We start from the raw sequence: 21,608 nt of genomic DNA on the forward strand, positions 1-21,608 counted from the left end.
CCTCCGGACGATCGGCTAGCGTCCGGAAATGATCAGATTTACGCACAAAGTAGCCGTTCTGGGTGCGCTGGGCGCGGTACTCGTCGGCTGTGGCCAGGCCCAGCCCCGTACCGCCGTCGAACGGCCGTCGGCCTCCCCCGTCGCCGGGAAGCCCACGGAGAAGCCCGCCGCGAAGCCGCCCGTCATGGCCCCCGGCCCCGGCGGGCTGACCCCCGTCTTCACGCGCGGGCCGCAGCGCGCCGCGAAGGTCGTCGCGCTGAGCTTCGACGCCGACATGACGGCCGACGAGGGACCGCGCGCGGCGGCCGGGGAACACTTCGACAACCCGGAACTGATCGCCCTGCTGCGCCGTCTGAAGGTGCCCGCGACGGTGTTCATGACCGGGCGGTGGGCCGAGGAGTACCCGGACCAGGCGCGCTCCATCGGCACCGACCCCCTCTTCGAGATCGGCAACCACTCCTACAGCCACTACGCGTTCACCACACCGTGCTACGGGCTGCCGACGGTCGAGAAGGGCGCGGTGCGGGAGGAGGTCCAACGGGCCTTCGGGGCGATCCGGGCGACCGGCGCCCGGAACGTGGTGCCGTACTTCCGCTTCCCCGGCGGCTGTTACGACGACGACACGCTGCGCGCCCTCGGGCCGGAGAAGGTGACCGCGGTGCAGTGGGACGTCGTCAGCGGCGACGCCTTCGCGACGGACGCGCACGCCGTCGCGGAGCAGGTGCTCGACGGGGTGCGGGCCGGTTCGCTCGTCGTCATGCACTGCACGCGCAGCGCGGCACCGGTCACCGCCGAGGCGGTCCGCCAGATCGTGCCGGAGCTGCGGAAGCGCGGCTACCGCTTCGTCCGGGTGTCCGAGCTGATGGCCGCCGGCTGACCCGCCTCACCCCGAGCAGGCCGTGCGCTGGGCCTCCTGCCACTCGCACACCGGGCACAGCGTGATCCCCTTGACCGACTCGGCGTATTCGGTCGGCTTCCCGGCACAGCACGCACTCGGCGTACGGAGGGCCCTCGGCCCGCTCCCGCGACGCCGTGGCCCCGGCGGGCGGCGTCTCGCAATAGGGCTCCGATTCCTCAGTCATACGTGCGAGCCTACTCAGCTCCGTACGGAAGCGAGCCGGCAGACGAGCGCGAAGGTGGCGGCCGCCACGGCGGCGGCCCCGAGCAGGGGCAGCACCGGGACCCGGACCGTACCGGTCAGCGAGCCGGTGACCAGGCCCGTCACCGCGTACTTCGCGGGCGACCCGGCCGTGACGAGCGCCAGCAGCGCCACGAGCGCCGTCGCCGCGACGGACCAGCCGCGCCCGTGCAGCAGCGGCCTGCTGCACAGCGCCCCGGCCGCCGCGCCCAGCAGCACGCAGGACGCGGTGGCGAGGATTCCGGCGGCCCCGGCGGGCGCCAGGGGCACCCGCACCGCATGGTCCGTACTGGCCGGGTCGCTGATCGCCAGGACCACGGCGGTGGCGGCGGTGCCCAGCAGCGCGGCGCCGCCCAGCGCGGTGAGCAGGGCCGCCAGATGGGCCCGGGGCTGCCCGCCGGCCGCCGCCGCGACGACCGCCCGGGCGGCGGGCGGCTCCTGGGTGACGCAGACCCGCACCAGCCAGGCGGTGACCGGGAGCGTCCCGGCGGCGGTGTAGCCGAGCGAGTCGAGGACGGGCTGTCCGGAGCGGACGCCGACGGCGAGGAAGGCCAGGTAGAGCAGCACCGGGGCCAGCCACCGCTGGGACCGTACGAGCAGGGCGGCCTGGTAGCGGATGAGTGCGGTCATGGCGCGGGGTTCCCGTCCGGGGTGGGTGAGCGGTGCGGCGCGGTTTCCGGCCCGGGGCGGGCCCCGGCACCGGCGCCGCCCGCCTCGTCGCCGTCCGCGCCGGGCCCCCGCACCGGCGCCACGCGCCCGATGTGCCAGGGCGGCCGGGCCGACAGCAGCGCGCCGAGCAGGGCGTCGGAGTGCGCCGCCGGGACCGTGAGCCGGGCCGTTCCGTCGTCGGCCAGGGTGTACGCGGGAGCCCCGGGCAGCCCGGGCGGGAGCGGGGTCCCCGGCGGGGCCGTCGCCTCGATCCGTACACGAGGCCCGGCGGGCGCGAGCGGGGCGGGGGTCAGGCCCAGGCCCTCCACCCGGTACGCCGCGTCGGCCTCGCCCGCCAGCCGGCGCGGGTCGTGGTCGACGTACACCACCGTCGCCCCGGCGGCGACGCGTTCCGTCACGGCCCGGTCCAGCTCGCCGCGCGCCTCGGTGTCGAGACCGGCCCACGCCTCGTCCAGCACCAGCAGCTCCGGTTCGGCGAGGAGCGCCTGGGCGACGGCGACCTTCTGGCTGGTGCCCTTCGAGAGCTCGCCGAGGGGCGTCCGGGCGTGCGCGGCGGCGCCGAACCGGGTGAGCCAGCGGTCCGCCCGCCCGGCCGCCTCGGCGGCGCCCAGCCCGTGGACGCGGCCGAGGTGGACGAGATATCCGGCGGCCGTGAACGGCAGGGCCGCCGGGAACCGCTCGGGGACGTACGCCGTGCGCGGCCGGCCCGTGACCCGGCCCTCGGAGGGGGCGTCGATCCGGGCCAGCAGCCGCAACAGGGTCGACTTGCCGCTGCCGTTGGCGCCCTCGACGCGGACGAGGGAGTGCGCGGGCAGGACGAGGTCGACGCCGCGCAGCACCCAGGGTCCGGTGAGGCCGTACCGTCGCCCGGCTCCCCGCAGCCGCAGGACCTCCGTACCGGTACTCAGTGGGACGACGCCTTCTCGGGCTTGAGCTCGCTGGGCCGTACGATCACGAACCCCTGCCCGTCCAGGCGCAGTTGGACGGCCTCGCCCGACCCGCCCCGGATCATCGAGCCGACGCTCTGCGAGCGGTGCAGCGAGGTGTTCAGCTGGGCGCTCCAGCCGACGACGGCGTCCGTGTCGACGAAGACCGGCTGCTGCGGGGTGACGGGGATGACGATGGGATACCCGTCACACATCAGGCCCAGCTTGCCGTGGCCGGTGAAGACGCTGTTGAAGAGTCCGCCGCCGGCCATCCCGGCGCCCTTGACGGTCTTTATCTCGTACGAGAGCGTCGCGTCGAAGCACAGGACGTTGCGGCCGTTGATGGTGAGGGCGTCGCCCTGCTCCATCTCCACGATGAAGCAGTTCGCGGCCTCGTGCGCGAACCACGCCTCGCCCTGGCCGCGCACGGCCATCAGCGGCAGTCCCTCGCCGGTGACCGCGCGCTTGAGCAGACCGCCGATGCCCTGGCTCTTGTGCTCGAACTGGAGGTTCCCGCGGAAGGCGACCATCGATCCCTGACGGGCGTGCATCTCCCCGTTGACCGCATACTTGATGGACTTGGCGTTCTGCAGCGTCATCCCGGGGACGGTCGCCTGCTCCGCCATGTGCTCACTGGAAAAGAGATCGCTCTTCATGGACGGCATCCTCGCCCGGAGCCCTCCATTCCGCCAAGAACGGTGTCCGGGGCGGCTGGCAGACTGGGCGGGTGAGCAGCAACGACATCCCCGTGTCCCCGTCCGCCGAGCCGGCCGCCGTGCCCGTGGACAGCCCCTTCAAGTCCGAGCGGACGGACCGGGACGAAGCACCTCAGTACGTACTGCCCCTGGTGGTGCACATCGAGAAGGCCGCGCCCCCGGCCCGCACCGACGCCCTGCGCACGGCCGCCCGCGCGGTGCTCGTGATGCTGTCCGACGAGCGGTCGGTGGGCGAGGGCGAGTGGGCGGGGGTGATGCGGGACTGGCAGGACGCCCGCATCCGCAAGGTGGTCCGGCGGGCCCGGGGCGCGGAGTGGCGCAAGGCGTCGGCCCTGCCGGGGATCACGGTGACGGGCGAGGAGGCGGAGGTGCGGGTCTTCCCGCCGGTGCCCCTGGACGGCTGGCCGAAGGAGCTGGCCAAGCTCCAGGTCTCCGGCACCGACCTGGACGACCCGGAGCCGCCGGCCGCGCCCGACCCGGCGCACCCGGTCCTCTGGCTCAACCCGGACCTCGGCATGTCGGCCGGCAAGGAGATGGCGCAGGTCGGACACGGGGCGCAGCTCGCCTGGTGGGAGCTGACCGCGACCGAGCGCAAGGCATGGCGCGAGGCGGGCTTCCCGCTCTCGGTGGCGACGGCCGAGCCGGGCCGCTGGGCGGAGCTGACAGCGAGCGGCCTGCCGGTCGTACGGGACGCGGGCTTCACGGAGATCGCACCGGGCTCGTGCACGGTGGTCGCCGACCACCCCGCCCTGCGCCGCCGCCGCTGAGCGGATCGGGCGGCACGGAACCTCAAATGAAGCTCTGAACGTCCCCCCTCGCGGATTCAGGGCCGCGCTCCGGGGCCATCACCCCTGCACGTAGCGAGGGGGAAGCACATGGGGGACGGGATGAGGCTGGGCATCGGGATCGGCTGGCGGCCGGAGATCGCCGACGAGGTGGAGGCGCTGCCGGGGATCGACTGGGTGGAGGCGGTCGCGGAGAACCTCTGCGCCGGTCATCTGCCGGACTCCCTGGTACGGCTGCGGGAGCGCGGGGTCACGGTGGTGCCGCACGGCGTCTCGCTGGGGCTCGGCGGCGCGGACCGCCCCGACCCCGGCAAGCTCGCGGACCTCGCCGCCCGGGCCACGCTGCTCGGCGCGCCGCTGGTGACCGAGCACATCGCCTTCGTACGGGCGGGCGGGGCGCGCACCGGTTCGCCGGTGCTCGAGGCGGGGCACCTGCTGCCGGTGCCGCGCACCCGGGCGGCGCTGGACGTGCTGTGCGAGAACGTGCGCATCGCGCAGGACGCGCTGCCGGTGCCGCTGGCGCTGGAGAACATCGCGGCGCTGGTCTCCTGGCCGGGCGAGGAGCTGACCGAGGGGCAGTTCCTGGCGGAGCTGGTCGAGCGGACCGGGGTGCGGCTGCTGATCGACGTGGCCAATCTGCACACCAACCACGTGAACCGGGGCGAGGACCCGGCGGCCGCGCTGGACGAGCTGCCGGTGGAGGCCATCGCGTACGTGCACGTGGCGGGCGGGGTCGAGAAGGACGGCGTGTGGCACGACACGCACGCCCACCCGGTGACCGCCCCGGTGCTCGATGTGCTGGCGGAACTGCGGTCGCGGGTGGACCCGCCGGGGGTGCTGCTGGAGCGCGACGACGCGTTCCCGCCGCCCGGTGAGCTGGCGGGCGAGCTGGACGCGATCAGAGGGGTGCTGGAGAAGGCCGGTGACGCCCCGGTGGTCCCTGCCGTCCCCGCGGCCCCCGCCGCTCCCGCCGGGCCCGTCACGGAGTCCGTACGGGACGGTGTCGCCGTCGCGCAGACCGCACTGCTGTCCGCCCTGGTCGCCGGGACGCCCGCGCCGGAGGGGTTCGACGCGGGCCGGCTCCGGGTGCAGAGCCGCGCCCTGGCCGCCAAGCGCGCGGACGTCGTGGCCAAGGTGGCGCCCGAGCTGCCGGAGATCCTGGGGAGCGGCTACCGGGCGGCGTTCCTCGCGTACGCCGGTGCGCGGCCGATGGCATCGGGGTATCGCCGCGACGCCCTGGACTTCGTCGAGCACCTGCTCGTCGCGGGCCGCCCCGAGGACGACGCGGCCCGGCGTCGGCTGACGCGGTGGTGGCGGGACCGGGCCGCGCCCCGGCCGCCGGGGCGCGCGAAGCGGCTGGCCCGCGTGGCCCGGTCCGTGCTGGTGGGGCGGTGACGGGCATGGAGGGGATGCTCGTGTTCCTGACGCTCCTGGTGGTCGCCTCGTCCACCGTGCTGATCTGCGGTCTGGCCCGCTCCCGCCGGGGCGTGGGCGGTCCGGCGCACGACCTGTCCGAGGTGGCGTTCCTGAACGGCGGGCCGGGCCGCGTCGTCGACACCGCGCTGGCCGCCATGCACGCCGACGGCAGGCTGACCGTCGGCGGGCCCGGCATCGTCGCCGTGCTCCGGCCGGTCGCGTACGACCCGGTGGAGCGGGCGGTGCTGCACGAGCTGGCGGACGCGCCGAGCGGGGCGCTGCCGGGGCTGCGGGCGGCCGTGATGCGGCACCCGGCGGTGCAGGAGACCGGGGACGGTCTGGCCGCGCGCGGGCTGCTGTCCGCGCCCCGGGCGAACGCCAAGTGGCGCGTCTGGGGCCTGCTGCAGATGCTGTTGTGTCTCGCGTCGGGCCCGGTCACCATCGGCCTGGCCATCGCCGAGTTCATGGCGGACGACGAGGGCTCGGGCTGGGCGTACCCGTTCGCGGTGGCGATGATCCCGGCCGTCGTCGTCGGCTTCGTGTCCGGGGCGGTCTGCGCGGCGGTGGCCCGGTCCCGGATCACCCGGGCGGGACGCAGGGCGGCGGCCGAGTTCGGGGCCGCGCACGCCCACCGGACCGACCCGGGGTTCCTGGTGGCGACCCGGGGGCTGCGCGGCGTCCCGGACGCGGAGCTGCGGACGCACCTGATCGCGGCCGCCCGGACCCGGCCCACCGCCTCCTCGTTCACCACGCACGACTCCTCGGCGCTGCTGGTCGCGCCGGCCGTGTGGTGTGCGGGGGCGAGCCCGGGCGGCGGCTGCGGCAGTTCGTCGGGCAGCAGCTGCGGCGGAAGCGGCGGTTCCGGCTGCGGGGGCGGCGGATCGAGCTGTGGCGGTGGATCGAGCTGCGGGGGCGGCAGCAGCTGCGGCGGCGGCTCCAGCTGTGGTGGCGGATCGAGCTGCGGCAGCAGTTCCTGAGACGGCCGTCCACTTACTGGACGAGCTATGGCGCCACGGGCCGCACTGGCATAGAACACCGGCATGGTGCCGTTTCTGTTGCTGCTGGTCGCGTGGGGTGCGGCGGGTCTTTCGTGCGCCCGGCTCTGTCTCGCGGGAGCCCGCGCGGCCCGGCGGCCGGCCGGCGCGGCCGACGGGCGGGGACGGCAACTCACGCTGTACGAGGCGGCGTTCCTGGCGGGCGGGCCGGGCCGGGTCGCCGATCTGGCGCTGGTCTCGATGCATCTGCGGCGCCGGCTGCTGCTGGCGCACACCGGATGGGCGACGGTCGTGGACCCCGAGGGCCGCGACGACGTGGAACGCACGGTGATCCGGGCCATAGGGCCGGAGGGCCAGTCGCCGATAGCGCCGGTGCGGGCATCGGCCGCGGCCGCCGATGCCGTGCGCGCGGTGGCCGACCGGCTCGTGGCGGCCGGTCTGGCGCTCCCGCGCGGGGCGGACGTCGCCTCGGCGGTGCGAGCGGTACGCGGGGCGGCGCTGCTGGTGGCCGCGCTGGGCGCCGCCGCCCTGCTCGTCCCCGGCGCCGGGGACGCGGCCCCGATGCCGGTGTGGTTCGCGGTGCCGCTCGCGCTGACCCTGGGGTGCCTGGCCATAGCCCGGGTCGAGGCGCACCCCTACGGTGCGTGGGCCTCCCCGGACGGGCAGCGGCTGCTGGCGGCGTGCGCGGTGCCGGGGGACGGCGCGACGGGCGACACGCTGGTGACGGTCGCGGTGCGCGGGGTGGAGGCGGTGGACGACCCGGCGCTGCGGGCCGCGCTCACGGGCCGGCCGGGCGTACGGAGGCGGCTGGGCACCCGCGAATGACAAACGGTGCGGCGCGCGAGAAGCGCGCCGCACCGCTGAGCCGAACCCGGTGTCGCTGGACCGGCGGACGGCACGAGGTGCCGTGGGCCCGCCGTCTGATCTTCCGGGTTGGGGTGGTCACAAGCCCGTTCGCTAGGCGAGCCCGGCCACCAGGTCCGCGACCGACTTGCGCCGGCCGGTGAAGAAGGGGACCTCCTCGCGGACGTGCATCCGCGCCTCGGAGGCCCTGAGGTGACGCATCAGGTCCACGATGCGGTACAGCTCGTCCGCCTCGAAGGCCAGCATCCACTCGTAGTCGCCGAGCGAGAACGAGGCGACGGTGTTGGCGCGCACGTCGGGGTAGCCGCGGGCCATCTTGCCGTGGTCGGCGAGCATGCGGCGGCGGTCCTCGTCGGGCAGCAGGTACCAGTCGTACGAGCGCACGAAGGGGTAGACGCTGACGTAGTTGCGCGGCGTCTCGTCGGCGAGGAACGCCGGGATGTGCGACTTGTTGAACTCGGCGGGGCGGTGCAGCGCCATGTTCGACCAGACCGGCTCCAGGTGGCGGCCGAGCCGGGTGCGGCGGAAGAGGTTGTACGCCTCCTGAAGCTCGTCCGCGGTCTCCGCGTGCCACCAGATCATGAGGTCGGCGTCGGCGCGGAGGCCCGAGACGTCGTACGTGCCGCGGATCGTGATGTCCTTCGCGGCGAGCTGGTCGAACAGCTCCTGGACCTCGCCGGCGACGGCCGCGCGGTCCGTGTCGGAGGGCAGGACGTCGCGCAGCTTGAAGACGGACCACAGCGTGTAGCGGATGACGTCGTTGAGGTCCTTGGCCTTCTTGCCGGCGTTCGGAACCTTGCTTGATGTCGCAGTCTCAGGAGCACTCATACGGCTATTGTCCCGCCTCGCTCCGAGTGCCCTGAACCAGGGTCGGCGTGGCGATGATCTCCCCGGTGGGACCCCCGCCGAGATCCCCGGCGATCTCGTCCGCCGCCCGGTGGGCGCTCGCCACGCAGGCGGGGATGCCGACCCCGTCGTACACCGCGCCGCACACCCGCAGCGCGGGCAGCTTGGCGACCTCGTCGCGGATGCGGGCGACCCGGGTGAGGTGGCCCACCGGGTACTGCGGCAGTCCGCCGGTCCACCGGGTGACCTCGGTCGCCACCGGCCGGGCGGCGAGCCCCGTCGCGGCGGCCAGGTCGCGCAGCGACACGCCGACGAGCTCGCCGTCCTCGCGGTGCAGGTGCTCCTCCTCGCCGTACCGGCCGACGGAGGTCCGCAGCACGAACAGGTCCGGGGCCGCGTCGGCGACCCACTGCCACTTGTGCGTGGAGAAGGTGGCGGCCTTGATGGTCCGCCCGTCGACCGGCGGTACGAGGAAGCCGGAGCGCCCGTCGAAGGCCGCGCCGGTCACGTCGGAGCGCCGGAACGCCATGGTGACCAGCGCCATCGACGCGTACTCGACGCCCGCCAGCTCGGCCGAGGCCCCCGGCGACTCGGCTGCGAGCAGCGTGGCGGCGGACCAGGCGGGCACGGCGAGGACGAGGCCGTCGGCGGAGACGACCCCGGTGTCGGTGCGGACGTCCCAGCCGTCGGCGGTACGGGTCAGGCCCAGCACCGGGGTCTCGGTGCGGATCTCGCCGCCCCCGGCGCGCACGGCGTCGGCGACGGCCACCGGAAGGGTGCCGATGCCGCCCTCGATGCCCTGGAAGACGGGCCCGGTCTGCTGCCGGGCGGCGGCCCGCTCCTGGAGCCGGGTGACCCCGTCGAGCAGGGAGCCGCCTTCCCGGGCGGCCTCGAAGAGCTGCGGTACGGCGGCGCGCATCGAGATCCGGTAGGCGTCGCCCGCGTACACCCCGCCGAGCAGCGGCTCCACCAGCCGGTCCACGACCTCCCGGCCCAGCCGGTCCGCCACGTACGCACCGACGGCGACGTCCTCGCCGACCGGCACCGACGGAAGCTCCCGGTCCTCGGCGATCCGGTCGAGCCCTTCGGCCGACAGCACCTCGCCCAGGACGGAGGGGTCGCCCGGGACTCCCATCACATGGCCCTTGGGCATCGGGCGCAGCGCGTCGCGCGTCCACAGCGCGGCGGTGGCCGTGGCGGGCGGCTGGAGGCGGTCGCCGAGGCCCACGGCACGGGCCAGGCCGACGGCCTCCGGGCGGCGGGCGAGCATGGATTCGGCGCCGAGGTCGACCTGGACGCCGGCGACCTCGCCGGACATGAGCTTGCCGCCGAGCCGGACGGTCGCCTCCAGGACGGTGACCTTCAGCCCGGCGCCGACGAGCCGGTGGGCGGCCGCGAGTCCGGCGATGCCGCCGCCGATGACGACGACATGACGGGGGGCCCGGTCCGCGCGGTGTGTGGATGGCTGCATGGCTCCACTCTCTCAAACCGGTCCGGGGCGCCGACCGTGACCGGTTCGCAACCGGATTTCCGGGTCCGTTCGCCCGACCCGCCACGTCCCACCGCCGACATCAATCACCCGTCCTGGGGGGACAGTTATGCAAGGAGCACCTTTCGCGCGCACCGGCCGGCGCGTCGCCGGACCGGCCGCCGTACTGCTGGCCGCCGTGCTCGCGCTGAGCGGCTGCGGCGCGTCCGGGGACGATGCGGGCAGCGCCGCCGACCGGGGCGTCGTCGGACCGCAGCAGCAGAAGTCCGGTTCCGGGGCCGGCCGGGCCGGGGCACCGGCTGCCGACGCGGCGCGGCCGGAGCGGCAGCGCGAGAACCCGAAACCGTCCGCCACGCATGTCATCCGCACCGCATCGCTCTCCGTCGAGGTGAAGGACGCGTCGAAGGCGGCGGCGAACGCCCGGACGGCGGTCCAGGACGCGGGCGGGCTGGTCGAGAAGGAGACCACCGAGCGGATCGACTCCACGCGGGACTCCTCGCACCTCGTGCTGCGCGTCCCGCAGGAGTCGTACGACGGAGTGCTGCGGGACCTGGCGGGGGCGGGGAAGCTCGTCTCGCGTACGTCGGCGGCCAAGGACGTCACCGACGAGGTGGTCGACGTCGACAGCCGGATCGCCACCCAGCGGGCGAGCGTGGCCCGGGTCCGCAAGCTGATGGACCGGGCCGGCAAGCTGGCCGATGTGGTCACGCTGGAGGGCGAACTGAGCAGCCGTCAGGCCGCGCTGGAGTCGCTGCTCGCCCAGCAGGCGTCGCTGAAGGACCGTACGGCGCTGGCGACCGTCACGCTCGACCTGGTGGAGCCGGAGGCGGCCGGGGCGGCCGACGACGACCCGGGCTTCCCGGACGCCGTCGCCGGGGGCTGGCACGCCTTCGTGACGGTGCTTCGGTGGCTGGCGATGGCGATCGGCGCGGCGGCCCCGTTCCTCGCCGTAGCGGCCGTCCTGGCGGTGCTGTGGCGGCTGCTGCGCCGTCGTCGGGGCGCGCAGGGCGGGTGAGTGCGCCGCGGTGCGGCCCGCCCCGTAGCGTGGGTCCTTTCGAAGGCGCTTCGGAGGGACCGGCATGGCTGCGGAACGACTGGTGATCATCGGCGGGGACGCGGCGGGGATGTCCGCCGCGTCCCAGGCCCGGCGGCTCAAGGGCCCGGACGAGCTGAGCATCACCGCCTTCGAGCGGGGCCACTTCACGTCGTACTCCGCCTGCGGCATCCCCTACTGGGTCGGCGGCGACGTCACGGACCGGGACGACCTCATCGCCCGTACGCCCGAGGAGCACCGGGCCCGTGACATCGACCTGCGCACCCGCACCGAGGTCACCGCGATCGATGTGGCGGGGCGCCGGGTGCGCGCCCTGGACCGGGAGTCCGGCGAGACGTACTGGACCGGGTTCGACAAGCTGGTGATCGCCACCGGGGCCCGTCCGGTGCGCCCCCGGCTGCCCGGCATGGACGCGGCCGGGGTGCACGGGGTGCAGACGCTGGACGACGGGCAGGCGCTGCTCGACAGCCTGGACCGGACGGAGGGGCGCCGCGCGGTCGTCGTCGGGGCGGGGTACATCGGCGTGGAGATGGCCGAGGCGATGCTGAAGCGCGGCTTCGAGGTGACCGTCCTCAACCGCGGCGAGCAGCCGATGGCCACGCTCGACCCGGACATGGGGCGCATGGTCCACGACGCGATGGACGGGCTCGGGATCACCACGGTGAACGGCGCGGCGGTCACCGCCATCCGGACCGGCGACGACGGCCGGGTCACCGGGGTCGTCACGGACGGGGCGTCCTATCCGGCGGACATCGTGGTGCTCGGCATCGGCGTCGAGCCGGAGACGGCCCTGGCCCGGGAGGCCGGGCTGCCGCTCGGGCCGCACGGCGGGCTGCTCACCGATCTGGCGATGCGGGTCCAGGGCCACGAGAACATCTGGGCGGGCGGTGACTGCGTGGAGGTCCTGGACCTGGTCGCGGGCCGCACGCGGCACATCGCGCTCGGCACGCACGCCAACAAGCACGGCCAGGTCATCGGGTCCAACGTCGGCGGCGGCTACGGCACGTTCCCCGGTGTGGTGGGCACGGCGGTGAGCAAGGTGTGCGACCTGGAGATCGCCCGGACCGGGCTGCGCGAGAAGGACGCCCGGGCGGTGGGCCTGCGGTACGTGACGGCCACGATCGAGTCGACCAGCCGGGCGGGCTACTACCCGGACGCCCGGCCGATGACGGTCAAGATGCTCGCGGAGTACCGCACGGGCCGGCTGCTCGGCGTGCAGATCGTGGGGCGCGAGGGCGCCGGGAAGCGGGTCGACGTGGCGGCGGTGGCGCTCACCGCCCGGATGACCGTCGAGCAGATGACCGCCCTGGACCTGGGCTACGCCCCGCCGTTCTCACCGGTCTGGGACCCGGTCCTGGTGGCGGCCCGCAAGACCGTGTCGGTGCTGCGGAAGGCGGGCACCGACTGAGCGGCGCCCGCCTTCCCGCCGGTTCAGCGGGCGGTGCTGGTGTGGACGTACTCGACGAGCCGGGTCAGCGCGTCCGGGTCCATGTTCGGCATGACGCCGTGGCCCAGGTTGAAGATGTGGCCCTCCAGCCCGGCGGCCGCGTCCAGCACCTCCTGGGTCTTGGCCTCCACCGCGGAGGTCGGCGCGAACAGCACCGCCGGGTCGAGGTTGCCCTGGAGCGCCTTGCCGGGGCCGACGCGGCGCGCGGCCTCGTCCAGCGGGACCCGCCAGTCGACGCCGACGACGTCCGCCCCGGCCTCGCCCATCAGGCCGAGCAGTTCACCGGTGCCGACGCCGAAGTGGATGCGGGGGACGCCGTACCCGGCGACGGAGTCGAGGACCTTCGCGGAGGCGGGCAGCACGGAGCGCCGGTAGTCGGCGGGGGCCAGGGCGCCGACCCAGGAGTCGAAGAGCTGGACGGCCGAGGCTCCGGCCTCGATCTGGACCTTGAGGAAGGCGCCGGTGATCTCGGCGAGCCGGTCGAGCAGGTCGGCCCAGAGCTCCGGGTCGCCGTACATCATGGCCTTGGTGTGCTCGTGGTTGCGGGAGGGCCCGCCCTCCACGAGGTAGCTCGCGAGCGTGAACGGCGCCCCCGCGAAGCCGATCAGCGGGGTCTCCCCCAGCTCGGCGGTGAGCAGCCGGACGGCCTCGGTGACGTACGGGACGTCCTCGGGGGTCAGGTCGCGGAGCCGGGCGAGGTCGGCGCGAGTGCGGATCGGCTCGGCGATCACCGGGCCGACGCCGGGCTTGATGTCCAGGTCGATGCCGATCGCCTTGAGCGGGACGACGATGTCGCTGAAGTAGACGGCGGCGTCGACCTTGTGGCGGCGGACGGGCTGCATCGTGATCTCGGCGACGAGCTCCGGCATCGTGCAGGACTGGAGCATCGGGATGCCTTCGCGCACCTTCAGGTACTCGGGCAGCGAGCGTCCCGCCTGGCGCATGAACCAGACCGGCGTGTGCGGGACCGGCTCGCGCCGGCACGCCTTGAGGAACGCCGAGTCGTACGTGGCGGAAGTCTTCGTCTGCTGCCCGGAGGGGCGGTCGTTGGCACTCACGCACAGAATCTTCGCACGCGCGGGAAACGAGCCCGGCCCCGCACGGGTGTCCTTCCGCGCACGGAGCTCCCGTTCCGCCTACTCTTCCCGGCATGGCTGCGGCTCAGGGACACATCTCCGGTCAATCCGATGGCGCTGACGGCACGGACGGCGCGGAGGGTGGTGCCGTACCGTCCGCGTTCCGTTCGGCGGTGGACGCGCTGCGCGCGGCGCGGCTGCGTCCCGAGCTGGAGGTGGAGCCGACCCGGCCGCCGAAGCGGCTCGCTCCGCACGCCTACGCACTGGAGGCGGCGGTGGTCGACGGCGACGACGACCTCGCCGACGGCCGGCTCGTCCTGCTGCACGACCCGGCCGGCCACGAGGCGTGGCAGGGCGCCTTCCGGCTGGTGACGCTGGTCCGCGCCGAGCTGGAGCCGGAGATGGCCGCCGATCCGCTGCTCCCCGAGGTGTGCTGGTCCTGGCTGACCGGCGCGCTGGAGGCCCGCGGCCTGTTCTACGGGGAGGCGGGCGGCACGGTCACCATGGCGGGCTCGCACTACTTCGGCGCGCTGGAGACCCGGCGCCCCGCGACGCAGATCGAGATCCGGGCCTCCTGGACGCCGCGCGAGGGCCTGGGCGGCGCGCCGGACGCGGCGGCCCATCTGGTCGCCTGGGGCGACCTGCTCTGTCAGATCGCGGGCCTGCCGCCGTCCGGTCCTCTCGACGCGGCGGTGGTCACGCTCCCACAGCGCCGGGGCCCGCAGACGCCGTAGCGCGCGGCCGGGAGCGGAACGGGCGGGGCGGCCTTCGGGCCGCCCCGTTTTCCGTGCCGCCGCGTCGGACGATCTCCGTGACAGCGAGTCATGCGATCACTTTCAGCCAGCTGAAAACGCTCTCAGGAATCGATCGAGAACCCCATTTGCCCGAATTGTTACTCAACAAATCGTGATCTTCCCCTAAAGGAGCAGGGGTCTGCTGCCGAAGGAGTCAATGACCCTTCAAGCACGGTTCGCCCCGGCTTCATCCCCGAGCCGGCCCGTCCCGCCACTCCCCAGGAGGCCTGGTGTCCGTTCTCCTCGAGCAGCCCGCAAGCCTGGTCGCCTACCGCCCGAACAAGCCGACGGCCATGGTCGTCGTGGCCGACCCGCGCGTCCGTTCCACCGTGACCCGCCATCTGTGGGCCCTCGGAGTTCGTGACGTCATCGAGGCGTCGTCCATCGCGGAGGCCCGTCCCCGCGTCGGCAACCCGCGCGACATCTGCGTAGCCGACGTCCACCTGCCCGACGGTTCCGGGCTGACCCTGCTGTCCGAAACCCGAGCCGCCGGCTGGCCCAACGGTCTCGCCCTGTCCGCCGCCGACGACATCGGCGCCGTGCGCAACGCCCTCGCGGGCGGCGTCAAGGGCTACGTCGTCACCGGCACCCGTACCAACATCGGCCACCCGGCCCGTCCCGGCGTCGCCCCCATCGGCGCCACCGCCGCCCGCATGCACCGTCGGCCCCCCGGCACCCCGAGCCACCCGGGCGGCTACCGCGAACTGTCCGGCCGCGAGGTCGAGGTCCTGCGGCTCGTCGCCGAGGGCCAGTCCAACAAGGCCATCGGCGTCTCCATGGGGCTGTCCGCCCTGACCGTGAAGAGCCACCTCGCCCGCATCGCCCGCAAGCTGGGCACCGGCGACCGCGCCGGGATGGTCGCGGTGGCCCTGCGGACGGGCATCATCCACTGATTCCCGGCCCCGGCCGGTGCCCGCGTACGGAACCGGCTGGAATACGTGCATCGGCGCCTGCCGACGGAACGTTCCGTCGGCAGGCGCCGCGCACACACAGATACCCTTGACACGTGACCGACGCCCAAGAGACCGCAGCAGACACATCACTGCGAACCACCGGGGGCGCTCCCCCGGACGACGTCGCCCCGGCGCCGATCCCCTTGCTCGAACCGCGCGAGGGCATTCCGCCGGTGGTGGCGTCCGACGACGCCCTGGCCGGGGTGATCGCCGCATTCGCCGCGGGCTCGGGCCCGGTGGCCGTGGACGCCGAGCGGGCGTCCGGCTACCGCTACGGCCAGCGCGCCTACCTCGTCCAGCTGCGCCGCGACGGGGCGGGCAGCGCGCTCGTGGACCCCGTGGGCTGCCCCGACCTCTCCGGGCTCGGCGAGGCCCTGCGCGGCACCGAGTGGATCCTGCACGCGGCGACGCAGGACCTGCCCTGCCTGCGCGAGATAGGGATGACGCCGACCGGGCTCTTCGACACCGAGCTGGCCGGACGACTGGCCGGCTTCCCGCGCGTCGGCCTCGGCGCCATGGTCGAGAACGTCCTCGGCTACTCGCTGGAGAAGGGCCACTCCGCCGTCGACTGGTCCACCCGGCCGCTGCCCGAGCCCTGGCTGCGCTACGCCGCGCTCGACGTCGAACTCCTCATCGACCTGCGCAACGCGCTGGAGGACGAGCTCGACCGGCAGGGCAAGCTGGAATGGGCCCAGGAGGAGTTCTCCGCCATCGCCTCGGCTCCGCCCGCTCCCCCGCGCCAGGACCCGTGGCGCCGGACCTCCGGAATGCACAAGGTCCGCCGCCGCCGCCAGATGGCGGTCGTCCGGGAGCTGTGGAACGCCCGGGACCAGATCGCCCGGCGGCGCGACATCTCTCCCGGCAAGGTGCTCGGGGACGCGGCGATCATCGAGGCCGCGCTCGCCCTCCCGGCGAACACCCAGGCACTGACCGCCCTCACCGGCTTCGGTCCGCGCATGGGGCGGCGCCAGCTGGAGCAGTGGCAGGCCGCCGTGGACCGGGCCAAGGCGCTGCCCGACACGGAGCTGCCGCAGCCCGGCCAGGCCCTCGCCGGCCCGCCGCCGCCGCGCGCCTGGGCCGACAAGGACCCGGCCGCCGCCGCCCGGCTCTCCGCGGCCCGCGCCGCGGTCTCCGCGCTGGCGGAGCGGCTGCACCTGCCGCAGGAGAACCTGATCACGCCGGACACGGTGCGCCGGGTCTGCTGGGAGCCGCCGAAGAACCCGACGCCGGAGACGGTGGAGTCCGCACTCGCCGGGTACGGCGCGCGGCACTGGCAGATCGAGCAGGTGGCCCCGCTGCTGTACCGGGCGCTGACCCAGCCCTCGTAACGGCACGCGGCCCTCGTCACGGCACGGGACAGGGGCGTGATCACGCCGACTTCCGTGCGCTCCGGCACGCGGCGCGAATGGCCCGGACGGACTCGAAAACGAGTCCGTCCGGGCCATTCGCCGTGTGCGGAGGGGCGCTCTCCGGGCAGTTTCCGCGTGTGACCTTCGCCGCTCCGGCCACAGGGGGTGGGCAGTCTGGTTACCCGCAAGTAGCATGACCGGAGCGGCGTGCCTCCGGGCGCGCCCCGCAGCAGTGCCATCCCGCACCCTGGAGGAGAGCCATCGTGCCTCGTACCATCCGGGACGTCGTCTTCGTAGACGGCGTCCGCACCCCGTTCGGCAAGGCGGGCCCGAAGGGCATCTACCACGAGACCCGCGCCGACGATCTCGTCGTGAAGGCCATCCGGGAGCTGCTGCGCCGCAACCCGGACCTGGACCCCAAGAAGATCGACGAGGTCGCCATCGCCGCGACGACGCAGATCGGCGACCAGGGCCTGACCCTCGGCCGTACCGCCGGCATCCTGGCCGGTCTGCCACAGTCCGTCCCGGGCTACTCCATCGACCGCATGTGCGCGGGCGCCCTGACCGCCGTCACCTCGACGGCCGGCTCCATCGCCTTCGGCGCGTACGACGTCGTCGTCGCCGGCGGTGTCGAGCACATGGGCCGCCACCCGATGGGCGAGGGCGTCGACCCGAACCCGCGGTTCGTGTCGGAGAAGCTGGTCGACGAGTCCGCGCTGTTCATGGGCATGACCGCGGAGAACCTGCACGACCGGTACCCCACGATCACCAAGGAGCGCGCCGACGCCTACGCGGTGCGGTCGCAGGAGAAGGCCGCCAAGGCGTACGCCAACGGCAAGATCCAGCAGGACCTGGTGCCGGTGTCGGTGCGCCGCACCAACGCCGAGGCCGGCGAGACCGGCTGGGGCCTGGTCACCGCCGACGAGCCGATGCGCCCGGGCACCACCATGGAGTCCCTGGCCAACCTGAAGACCCCGTTCCGCGCCCACGGCCGGGTCACGGCAGGCAACGCCGCGGGCCTCAACGACGGCGCCACCGCCTCGCTGCTCGCCGCCGAGGACGTCGCGCGCGAGCTGGGCCTCCCGGTCAAGATGCGCCTCGTCTCGTACGCCTTCGCGGGCGTCGAGCCCGAGGTCATGGGCTACGGGCCGATCCCGGCCACCGAGAAGGCCCTCGCCCAGGCCGGTCTCTCCATCTCGGACATCGGTCTCTTCGAGATCAACGAGGCGTTCGCCGTACAGGTGCTGGCGTTCCTGGAGCACTACGGCATCGCCGACGACGACGCCCGGGTCAACCAGTACGGCGGCGCGATCGCCTACGGTCACCCGCTGGCCTCCTCCGGTGTCCGGCTGATGACGCAGCTGGCCCGTCAGTTCGAGGAGCACCCCGAGGTCCGCTACGGCCTCACGACCATGTGCGTGGGCTTCGGCATGGGCGCGACGGTCGTCTGGGAGAACCCGCACTTCGAGAACGCCGGAGGCGACAAGTGAGCACCACCACCGAGCTTCTGAAGGGCGCGGCCGAGCTGTTCCCCGGCGAGGTCGTCACCCAGGCCCACGTACGCCACCTGGACCTGCCGGCCGGTGCGGGGCGCTTCGCCCTCATCACGCTGGACAACGGCCTGGACCACACCAAGCCGACCACCTTCGGGCCGCAGTCGCTGGCGAACCTCGACGCCGCGATCGACCAGGTCGAGAAGGAGGCCGCCGACGGTGCGATCACCGGCGTCGGCATCACCGGCAAGCCGTTCATCTTCGCGGTCGGCGCCGACCTCAAGGGCGTCGAGCTGCTCAAGGAGCACAAGGACGCGCTGGCCATCGGCAAGGGCGGCCACGACGTCTTCCGCCGGCTGTCCACCCTCGCGGTGCCCACGTTCGCGTACTACAACGGCGCGGCGATGGGCGGCGGCGTCGAGGTCGGGCTGCACTGCTCGTACCGCACCGTCTCCAAGGCGCTGCCGGCCTTCTCGCTGCCCGAGGTCTTCCTCGGCCTGGTCCCCGGCTGGGGCGGCTGCGTGCTGCTGCCGAACCTGATCGGCGCCGACCGCGCGGTCTCGGTGATCATCGAGAACTCGCTGAACCAGAACCGCCAGCTCAAGGGCAAGCAGGTCTTCGAGCTCGGCATCGCGGACGCGCTCTTCGAGGGCGCGGACTTCCTGGAGCGGTCCCTCGTCTGGACCGCGGGCGTGCTCAACGGCACGGTCACCGTCGAGCGCCCCGAGATCGACCGCGGGGACGCCTGGGACCAGGCCGTCGCGCGCGGCCGGGCCATCGCCGACTCCAAGGTGCACGGCGCGGCCCCGGCCGCGTACCGCGCCCTGGAGATCGTCGCCGCGGCCAAGGACGGCGACCTGTCCGCCGGCTTCGACCGTGAGGACCAGGCCCTGGCGGACCTGATCATGGGCGGCGAGCTGCGCTCCGGGATCTACTCCTTCAATCTGGTCCAGAAGCGCGCCAAGCGCCCGGCCGGGGCGCCGGACAAGAACCTGGCGCGCCCGGTCACCAAGGTCGGCGTGGTGGGCGCCGGCCTGATGGCCAGCCAGCTCGCCCTGCTCTTCCTGCGCCGCCTCGAGGTGCCGGTCGTGCTGACCGACATCGACCAGGAGCGCGTCGACAAGGGTGTGGGCTACGTCCACGCCGAGATCGAGAAGCTGCTCGGCAAGGGCCGCATCAACCAGGACAAGGCCAACCGCCTGAAGGCCCTGGTCTCCGGTGTGCTGGACAAGGCGGAGGGCTTCTCCGACGCCGACTTCATCATCGAGGCCGTCTTCGAGGAGATCGGCGTCAAGCAGCAGGTGTTCGCCGAGGTCGAGGCGGTCGCCCCGGCGCACGCGATCCTCGCCACCAACACCTCGTCCCTCTCGGTCACCGAGATGGCGTCGAAGCTGAAGAACCCCGAGCGGGTCGTCGGCTTCCACTTCTTCAACCCGGTCGCGATCCTCCCGCTCCTGGAGATCGTGCGCGGCGAGAAGACGGACGACGCCTCGCTGGCCACCGCCTTCGGTGTGGCCCGCAAGCTGAAGAAGACCGCGGTGCTGGTGAAGGACGCCCCGGCGTTCGTCGTCAACCGCATCCTCACCCGCTTCATGGGCGAGATCCAGAACGTCATCGACGAGGGCACCCCGGTCGAGACGGCGGAGAAGGCCATCGAGCCGCTCGGCCTGCCGATGTCCCCGCTGGTGCTCCTGGAGCTGGTCGGCCCGGCGATCGGCCTGCACGTCTCCGAGACCCTGAACCGCGCCTTCCCGGAGCGCTTCACCGTCTCCGAGAACCTGGCGGCCGTCGTCAAGGCCGGCAAGCGCGGCTTCTACGTGTACGACACGGGCGCCCCGGTCCTCGACCCCGAGGTCGCCGCCCTCCTCAAGCAGGGCGACACCGTCCTGACCGAGCAGCAGGTCCGCGACCGCGTCCTGGACGCGGTGGCCGAGGAGATCGGCCTGATGCTGGACGAGGGCGTCGTGGCCGAGGCCCAGGACATCGACCTCTGCCTGATCACGGGTGCCGGCTGGCCCTTCCACCTGGGCGGCATCACGCCGTACCTGGACCGCGAGGGCGTCTCGGAGCGCGTGAACGGGAAGAAGTTCCTGGCGGCGGGCGTCGCGAGCGTTCCGGCGTAGCAGGGCATTCGCCCCGGGGCGGCGGGCCGTACGGGATCGATCCGTACGGCCCGTTTCCGTACCCGGCGTCAGGGGGCCGGGCTGCGCGGGACGACGACGATCGCGTTGGAGACCTTGCGCTGGCGTGCCTCGTCCGTGTCCCCGGGGTCCGAGGGGCTGTTGCGGACCTTGTCCCCGACCACCATGGTGCTCGACCCGCCGCCGTCGAGGTTGATGGCGTCCTCGGCGCCCAGGTCCACCAGCATTCCGGCGGCCTCGGTGAGGGTGGCCCCCTCGCTGACGCCCGGCCGGCGGCCGTCGAACACGACGAGCAGGAGGGTTCCGTCCGGCCGGATGCCGGCCACCGTGCGGGGCGACCGGCTGCTGACGGCCGCCTTGGAGACCCCGTTGGCCGCCGCGTTGATCCAGACCCGGCCGTGGCGCACCAGCGCGGGTCCGGCTCCGACGACCGAGGCGCCGGAGGTGTCCACCGTCCGGCCTTCCGGGTCCGTCACCCGGGACTCCACGGTGAGGGTGCGGCCCTCGGCGGCGTGCTCCCGGAGCCAGCCGGCCGCGGACCCGGTGCCCACCAGGGTGCGCCCGCCCGCGGGGACCTTGCCGCCCGAAGGGCTGCGCACGGTCTTCACGGTGCCCTTCGCGTCGAGCACCACCTCGACGCTGTGCCGGCCGGCGGCCGGGGTCCGGGCGCCCCAGGGGGCGGGGAAGTCGACGAGTTCGTCCGGGTCGGAGCAGACGCGTCCGGGCAGCGGGTCCACGGTCAGTGCGCCGGTGTCCGTGCGCCGGTCCCCGCCGACGCCCCCGCAGCCGACGATCCGCCCCGGCACCCGGTCGGTGCCGTCCACGACCGCACGGGCGCCGTCGGACGAGGTGACGTAGGTGGCGGACCGCAGCTCGGTGATCCGGGGGCGCTCGCCGCGCCGGGGCAGGACGAGGGCGGTCCGCCCGTTGGTGGCCTCGCTGAGGAAGGCGCCGTCGGAGACGTAGATGCCGAGGGGGTCGCCCTTGTAGCGCGCGGAGTCCGAGTCGAAGTAGGTGCCGTTCACCGCGGCGACCGCATGGGCCCTGCGGGCGAGGTCGAAGACCGTGTCGGTCGTCGCCACCGCGCTGCCGTGCTCGGTGCGGACGTCGGCCCGGGCGTCCGGCGCCACGGCGAGCACACTGACCCGGACCGGCTTGCCGTCGGCCAGCCTGCGCACCGACTGCCGGAACGTGATGCCGTCGGGGAGGTCTTCCGCCCGCTGCGCGCTGTCCGCGGACGGGTGGGTCGCCCGCGCCCCGCCGTCGTCCGGGGCCGCACCGGTCCGCGCGGTGCACGCGGCCGTCAGGAGGGCGAGCAGGAGCGCCGGTGTCCGCGCGGCCCGTCGTCCGTTCATGTCCCACTCCCCTGCCCCCGGACAACGAACAGGGCTCTGTCCGGGCACCGCGCGGGGATTCGCCTTGGATACCAGCCATATGACGGTTCGGATGCTATCAAC

At 74.0% G+C, this 21,608-nt stretch carries 19 protein-coding genes and 1 pseudogene; 12 read left to right on the forward strand and 8 right to left on the reverse strand.

Annotation, left to right across the window (positions count from 1 at the left end):
• The first annotated feature begins 28 nt into the window (after window positions 1–28).
• Window positions 29–877: a polysaccharide deacetylase family protein gene (locus tag AB0L33_RS20280; RefSeq protein ID WP_365683266.1), complete on the forward strand. Its 849-nt coding sequence runs from the start codon at window positions 29–31 to the stop codon at window positions 875–877.
• 6 nt (window positions 878–883) lie between these two features.
• Here the strand turns inward: AB0L33_RS20280 and AB0L33_RS20285 are convergent.
• From AB0L33_RS20285 to AB0L33_RS20300, 4 genes and pseudogenes are all read right to left on the reverse strand, one after another.
• Window positions 884–1,082 (reverse strand): annotated as a pseudogene (locus AB0L33_RS20285) (hypothetical protein).
• Between the two features lie 14 nt (window positions 1,083–1,096).
• Window positions 1,097–1,768, reverse strand: coding sequence for an ABC transporter (locus AB0L33_RS20290; RefSeq protein ID WP_365683268.1), 672 nt, complete (start codon window positions 1,766–1,768; stop codon window positions 1,097–1,099).
• Window positions 1,765–2,646 carry an ATP-binding cassette domain-containing protein gene (locus AB0L33_RS20295; RefSeq protein ID WP_365683270.1) on the reverse strand — a complete coding sequence of 294 codons (882 nt, stop codon included), beginning with the start codon at window positions 2,644–2,646 and terminating at the stop codon, window positions 1,765–1,767. The genes AB0L33_RS20290 and AB0L33_RS20295 overlap by 4 nt, the downstream gene beginning before the upstream one ends.
• Before the next feature lie 65 nt (window positions 2,647–2,711).
• Window positions 2,712–3,389, reverse strand: a complete 678-nt coding sequence (locus AB0L33_RS20300) for an AIM24 family protein (protein WP_365683272.1) — start codon at window positions 3,387–3,389, stop codon at window positions 2,712–2,714.
• A 71-nt stretch (window positions 3,390–3,460) separates the two neighbouring features.
• Between AB0L33_RS20300 and AB0L33_RS20305 the strand changes: the two genes are divergently transcribed.
• The 4 genes from AB0L33_RS20305 (at window position 3,461) to AB0L33_RS20320 (ending at window position 7,470) form a co-directional block, all read left to right on the forward strand.
• Window positions 3,461–4,216, forward strand: coding sequence for an aminoacyl-tRNA hydrolase (locus AB0L33_RS20305; protein WP_365683274.1), 756 nt, complete (start codon window positions 3,461–3,463; stop codon window positions 4,214–4,216).
• A 120-nt stretch (window positions 4,217–4,336) separates the two neighbouring features.
• On the forward strand, window positions 4,337–5,629 hold the full coding sequence (locus tag AB0L33_RS20310; RefSeq protein WP_365683276.1) for a DUF692 domain-containing protein: 1,293 nt from the start codon (window positions 4,337–4,339) through the stop codon (window positions 5,627–5,629).
• The gene (locus tag AB0L33_RS20315; protein WP_365683529.1) at window positions 5,545–6,627 is read left to right on the forward strand and encodes a TIGR04222 domain-containing membrane protein; all 1,083 of its coding nucleotides are present in this window, start codon (window positions 5,545–5,547) and stop codon (window positions 6,625–6,627) included. Before AB0L33_RS20310 ends, AB0L33_RS20315 begins: the two co-directional genes overlap by 85 nt.
• A 63-nt stretch (window positions 6,628–6,690) precedes the next feature.
• Entirely contained in the window at window positions 6,691–7,470 is a 780-nt protein-coding gene (locus AB0L33_RS20320) for a TIGR04222 domain-containing membrane protein (protein WP_365683278.1), read from the forward strand.
• A 132-nt stretch (window positions 7,471–7,602) separates the two neighbouring features.
• On the opposite strand, the gene hemQ is transcribed toward AB0L33_RS20320, so the two are convergent.
• Entirely contained in the window at window positions 7,603–8,337 is a 735-nt protein-coding gene (gene hemQ, locus AB0L33_RS20325) for a hydrogen peroxide-dependent heme synthase (RefSeq protein WP_365683280.1), read from the reverse strand.
• Window positions 8,338–8,341: 4 nt separating this feature from the next.
• Window positions 8,342–9,826, reverse strand: a complete 1,485-nt coding sequence (hemG, locus tag AB0L33_RS20330) for a protoporphyrinogen oxidase (protein WP_365683282.1) — start codon at window positions 9,824–9,826, stop codon at window positions 8,342–8,344.
• A gap of 127 nt (window positions 9,827–9,953) precedes the next feature.
• Here hemG and AB0L33_RS20335 point away from each other — a divergent pair, with 127 nt between their 5' ends.
• Both AB0L33_RS20335 and AB0L33_RS20340 read left to right on the forward strand, forming a co-directional pair.
• Window positions 9,954–10,859: a DUF4349 domain-containing protein gene (locus AB0L33_RS20335; RefSeq protein WP_365683284.1), complete on the forward strand. Its 906-nt coding sequence runs from the start codon at window positions 9,954–9,956 to the stop codon at window positions 10,857–10,859.
• Between the two features lie 64 nt (window positions 10,860–10,923).
• Complete coding sequence (locus tag AB0L33_RS20340) at window positions 10,924–12,306, forward strand: FAD-dependent oxidoreductase (RefSeq protein WP_365683286.1); 1,383 nt, start codon at window positions 10,924–10,926, stop codon at window positions 12,304–12,306.
• A gap of 23 nt (window positions 12,307–12,329) precedes the next feature.
• Here the strand turns inward: AB0L33_RS20340 and hemE are convergent, their stop codons facing one another.
• Complete coding sequence (gene hemE / locus AB0L33_RS20345; protein WP_365683288.1) at window positions 12,330–13,403, reverse strand: uroporphyrinogen decarboxylase; 1,074 nt, start codon at window positions 13,401–13,403, stop codon at window positions 12,330–12,332.
• A 92-nt stretch (window positions 13,404–13,495) separates the two neighbouring features.
• Between hemE and AB0L33_RS20350 the strand changes: the two genes are divergently transcribed.
• The 5 genes from AB0L33_RS20350 to AB0L33_RS20370 all read left to right on the forward strand — a co-directional run bounded on the left by AB0L33_RS20350 (window position 13,496) and on the right by AB0L33_RS20370 (window position 20,133).
• On the forward strand, window positions 13,496–14,155 hold the full coding sequence (locus tag AB0L33_RS20350) for a DUF3000 domain-containing protein (RefSeq protein ID WP_365683290.1): 660 nt from the start codon (window positions 13,496–13,498) through the stop codon (window positions 14,153–14,155).
• Between the two features lie 290 nt (window positions 14,156–14,445).
• On the forward strand, window positions 14,446–15,108 hold the full coding sequence (locus AB0L33_RS20355) for a response regulator transcription factor (protein ID WP_018100712.1): 663 nt from the start codon (window positions 14,446–14,448) through the stop codon (window positions 15,106–15,108).
• Between the two features lie 113 nt (window positions 15,109–15,221).
• Window positions 15,222–16,496 (forward strand): HRDC domain-containing protein, encoded by a 1,275-nt coding sequence (locus AB0L33_RS20360; RefSeq protein WP_079192903.1) that lies wholly within the window; start codon window positions 15,222–15,224, stop codon window positions 16,494–16,496.
• Window positions 16,497–16,780: 284 nt separating this feature from the next.
• On the forward strand, window positions 16,781–18,007 hold the full coding sequence (locus AB0L33_RS20365; protein WP_073966137.1) for an acetyl-CoA C-acyltransferase: 1,227 nt from the start codon (window positions 16,781–16,783) through the stop codon (window positions 18,005–18,007).
• A complete protein-coding gene (locus AB0L33_RS20370) occupies window positions 18,004–20,133 on the forward strand; it encodes a 3-hydroxyacyl-CoA dehydrogenase NAD-binding domain-containing protein (protein ID WP_365683292.1) in 2,130 nt (709 codons plus the stop codon). Before AB0L33_RS20365 ends, AB0L33_RS20370 begins: the two co-directional genes overlap by 4 nt.
• Before the next feature lie 68 nt (window positions 20,134–20,201).
• Here the strand turns inward: AB0L33_RS20370 and AB0L33_RS20375 are convergent, their stop codons facing one another.
• Window positions 20,202–21,506, reverse strand: a complete 1,305-nt coding sequence (locus tag AB0L33_RS20375; RefSeq protein WP_365683294.1) for a phosphodiester glycosidase family protein — start codon at window positions 21,504–21,506, stop codon at window positions 20,202–20,204.
• Window positions 21,507–21,608 lie beyond the last annotated feature (102 nt).

The organism is Streptomyces sp. NPDC052299 (assembly GCF_040679335.1).
Taxonomy (GTDB): Bacteria; Actinomycetota; Actinomycetes; order Streptomycetales; family Streptomycetaceae; genus Streptomyces.

Coding starts and splice junctions, on each gene's coding strand:
- AB0L33_RS20280 (WP_365683266.1), top strand. CDS start 29: ATGATCAGATTTACGCACAAAGTAGCCGTTCTGGGTGCGCTGGGCGCG.
- AB0L33_RS20290 (WP_365683268.1), bottom strand. CDS start 1,768: ATGACCGCACTCATCCGCTACCAGGCCGCCCTGCTCGTACGGTCCCAG.
- AB0L33_RS20300 (WP_365683272.1), bottom strand. CDS start 3,389: ATGAAGAGCGATCTCTTTTCCAGTGAGCACATGGCGGAGCAGGCGACC.
- AB0L33_RS20310 (WP_365683276.1), top strand. CDS start 4,337: ATGAGGCTGGGCATCGGGATCGGCTGGCGGCCGGAGATCGCCGACGAG.
- AB0L33_RS20320 (WP_365683278.1), top strand. CDS start 6,691: ATGGTGCCGTTTCTGTTGCTGCTGGTCGCGTGGGGTGCGGCGGGTCTT.
- hemQ (WP_365683280.1), bottom strand. CDS start 8,337: ATGAGTGCTCCTGAGACTGCGACATCAAGCAAGGTTCCGAACGCCGGC.
- hemG (WP_365683282.1), bottom strand. CDS start 9,826: ATGCAGCCATCCACACACCGCGCGGACCGGGCCCCCCGTCATGTCGTC.
- AB0L33_RS20335 (WP_365683284.1), top strand. CDS start 9,954: ATGCAAGGAGCACCTTTCGCGCGCACCGGCCGGCGCGTCGCCGGACCG.
- AB0L33_RS20340 (WP_365683286.1), top strand. CDS start 10,924: ATGGCTGCGGAACGACTGGTGATCATCGGCGGGGACGCGGCGGGGATG.
- AB0L33_RS20350 (WP_365683290.1), top strand. CDS start 13,496: ATGGCTGCGGCTCAGGGACACATCTCCGGTCAATCCGATGGCGCTGAC.
- AB0L33_RS20375 (WP_365683294.1), bottom strand. CDS start 21,506: ATGAACGGACGACGGGCCGCGCGGACACCGGCGCTCCTGCTCGCCCTC.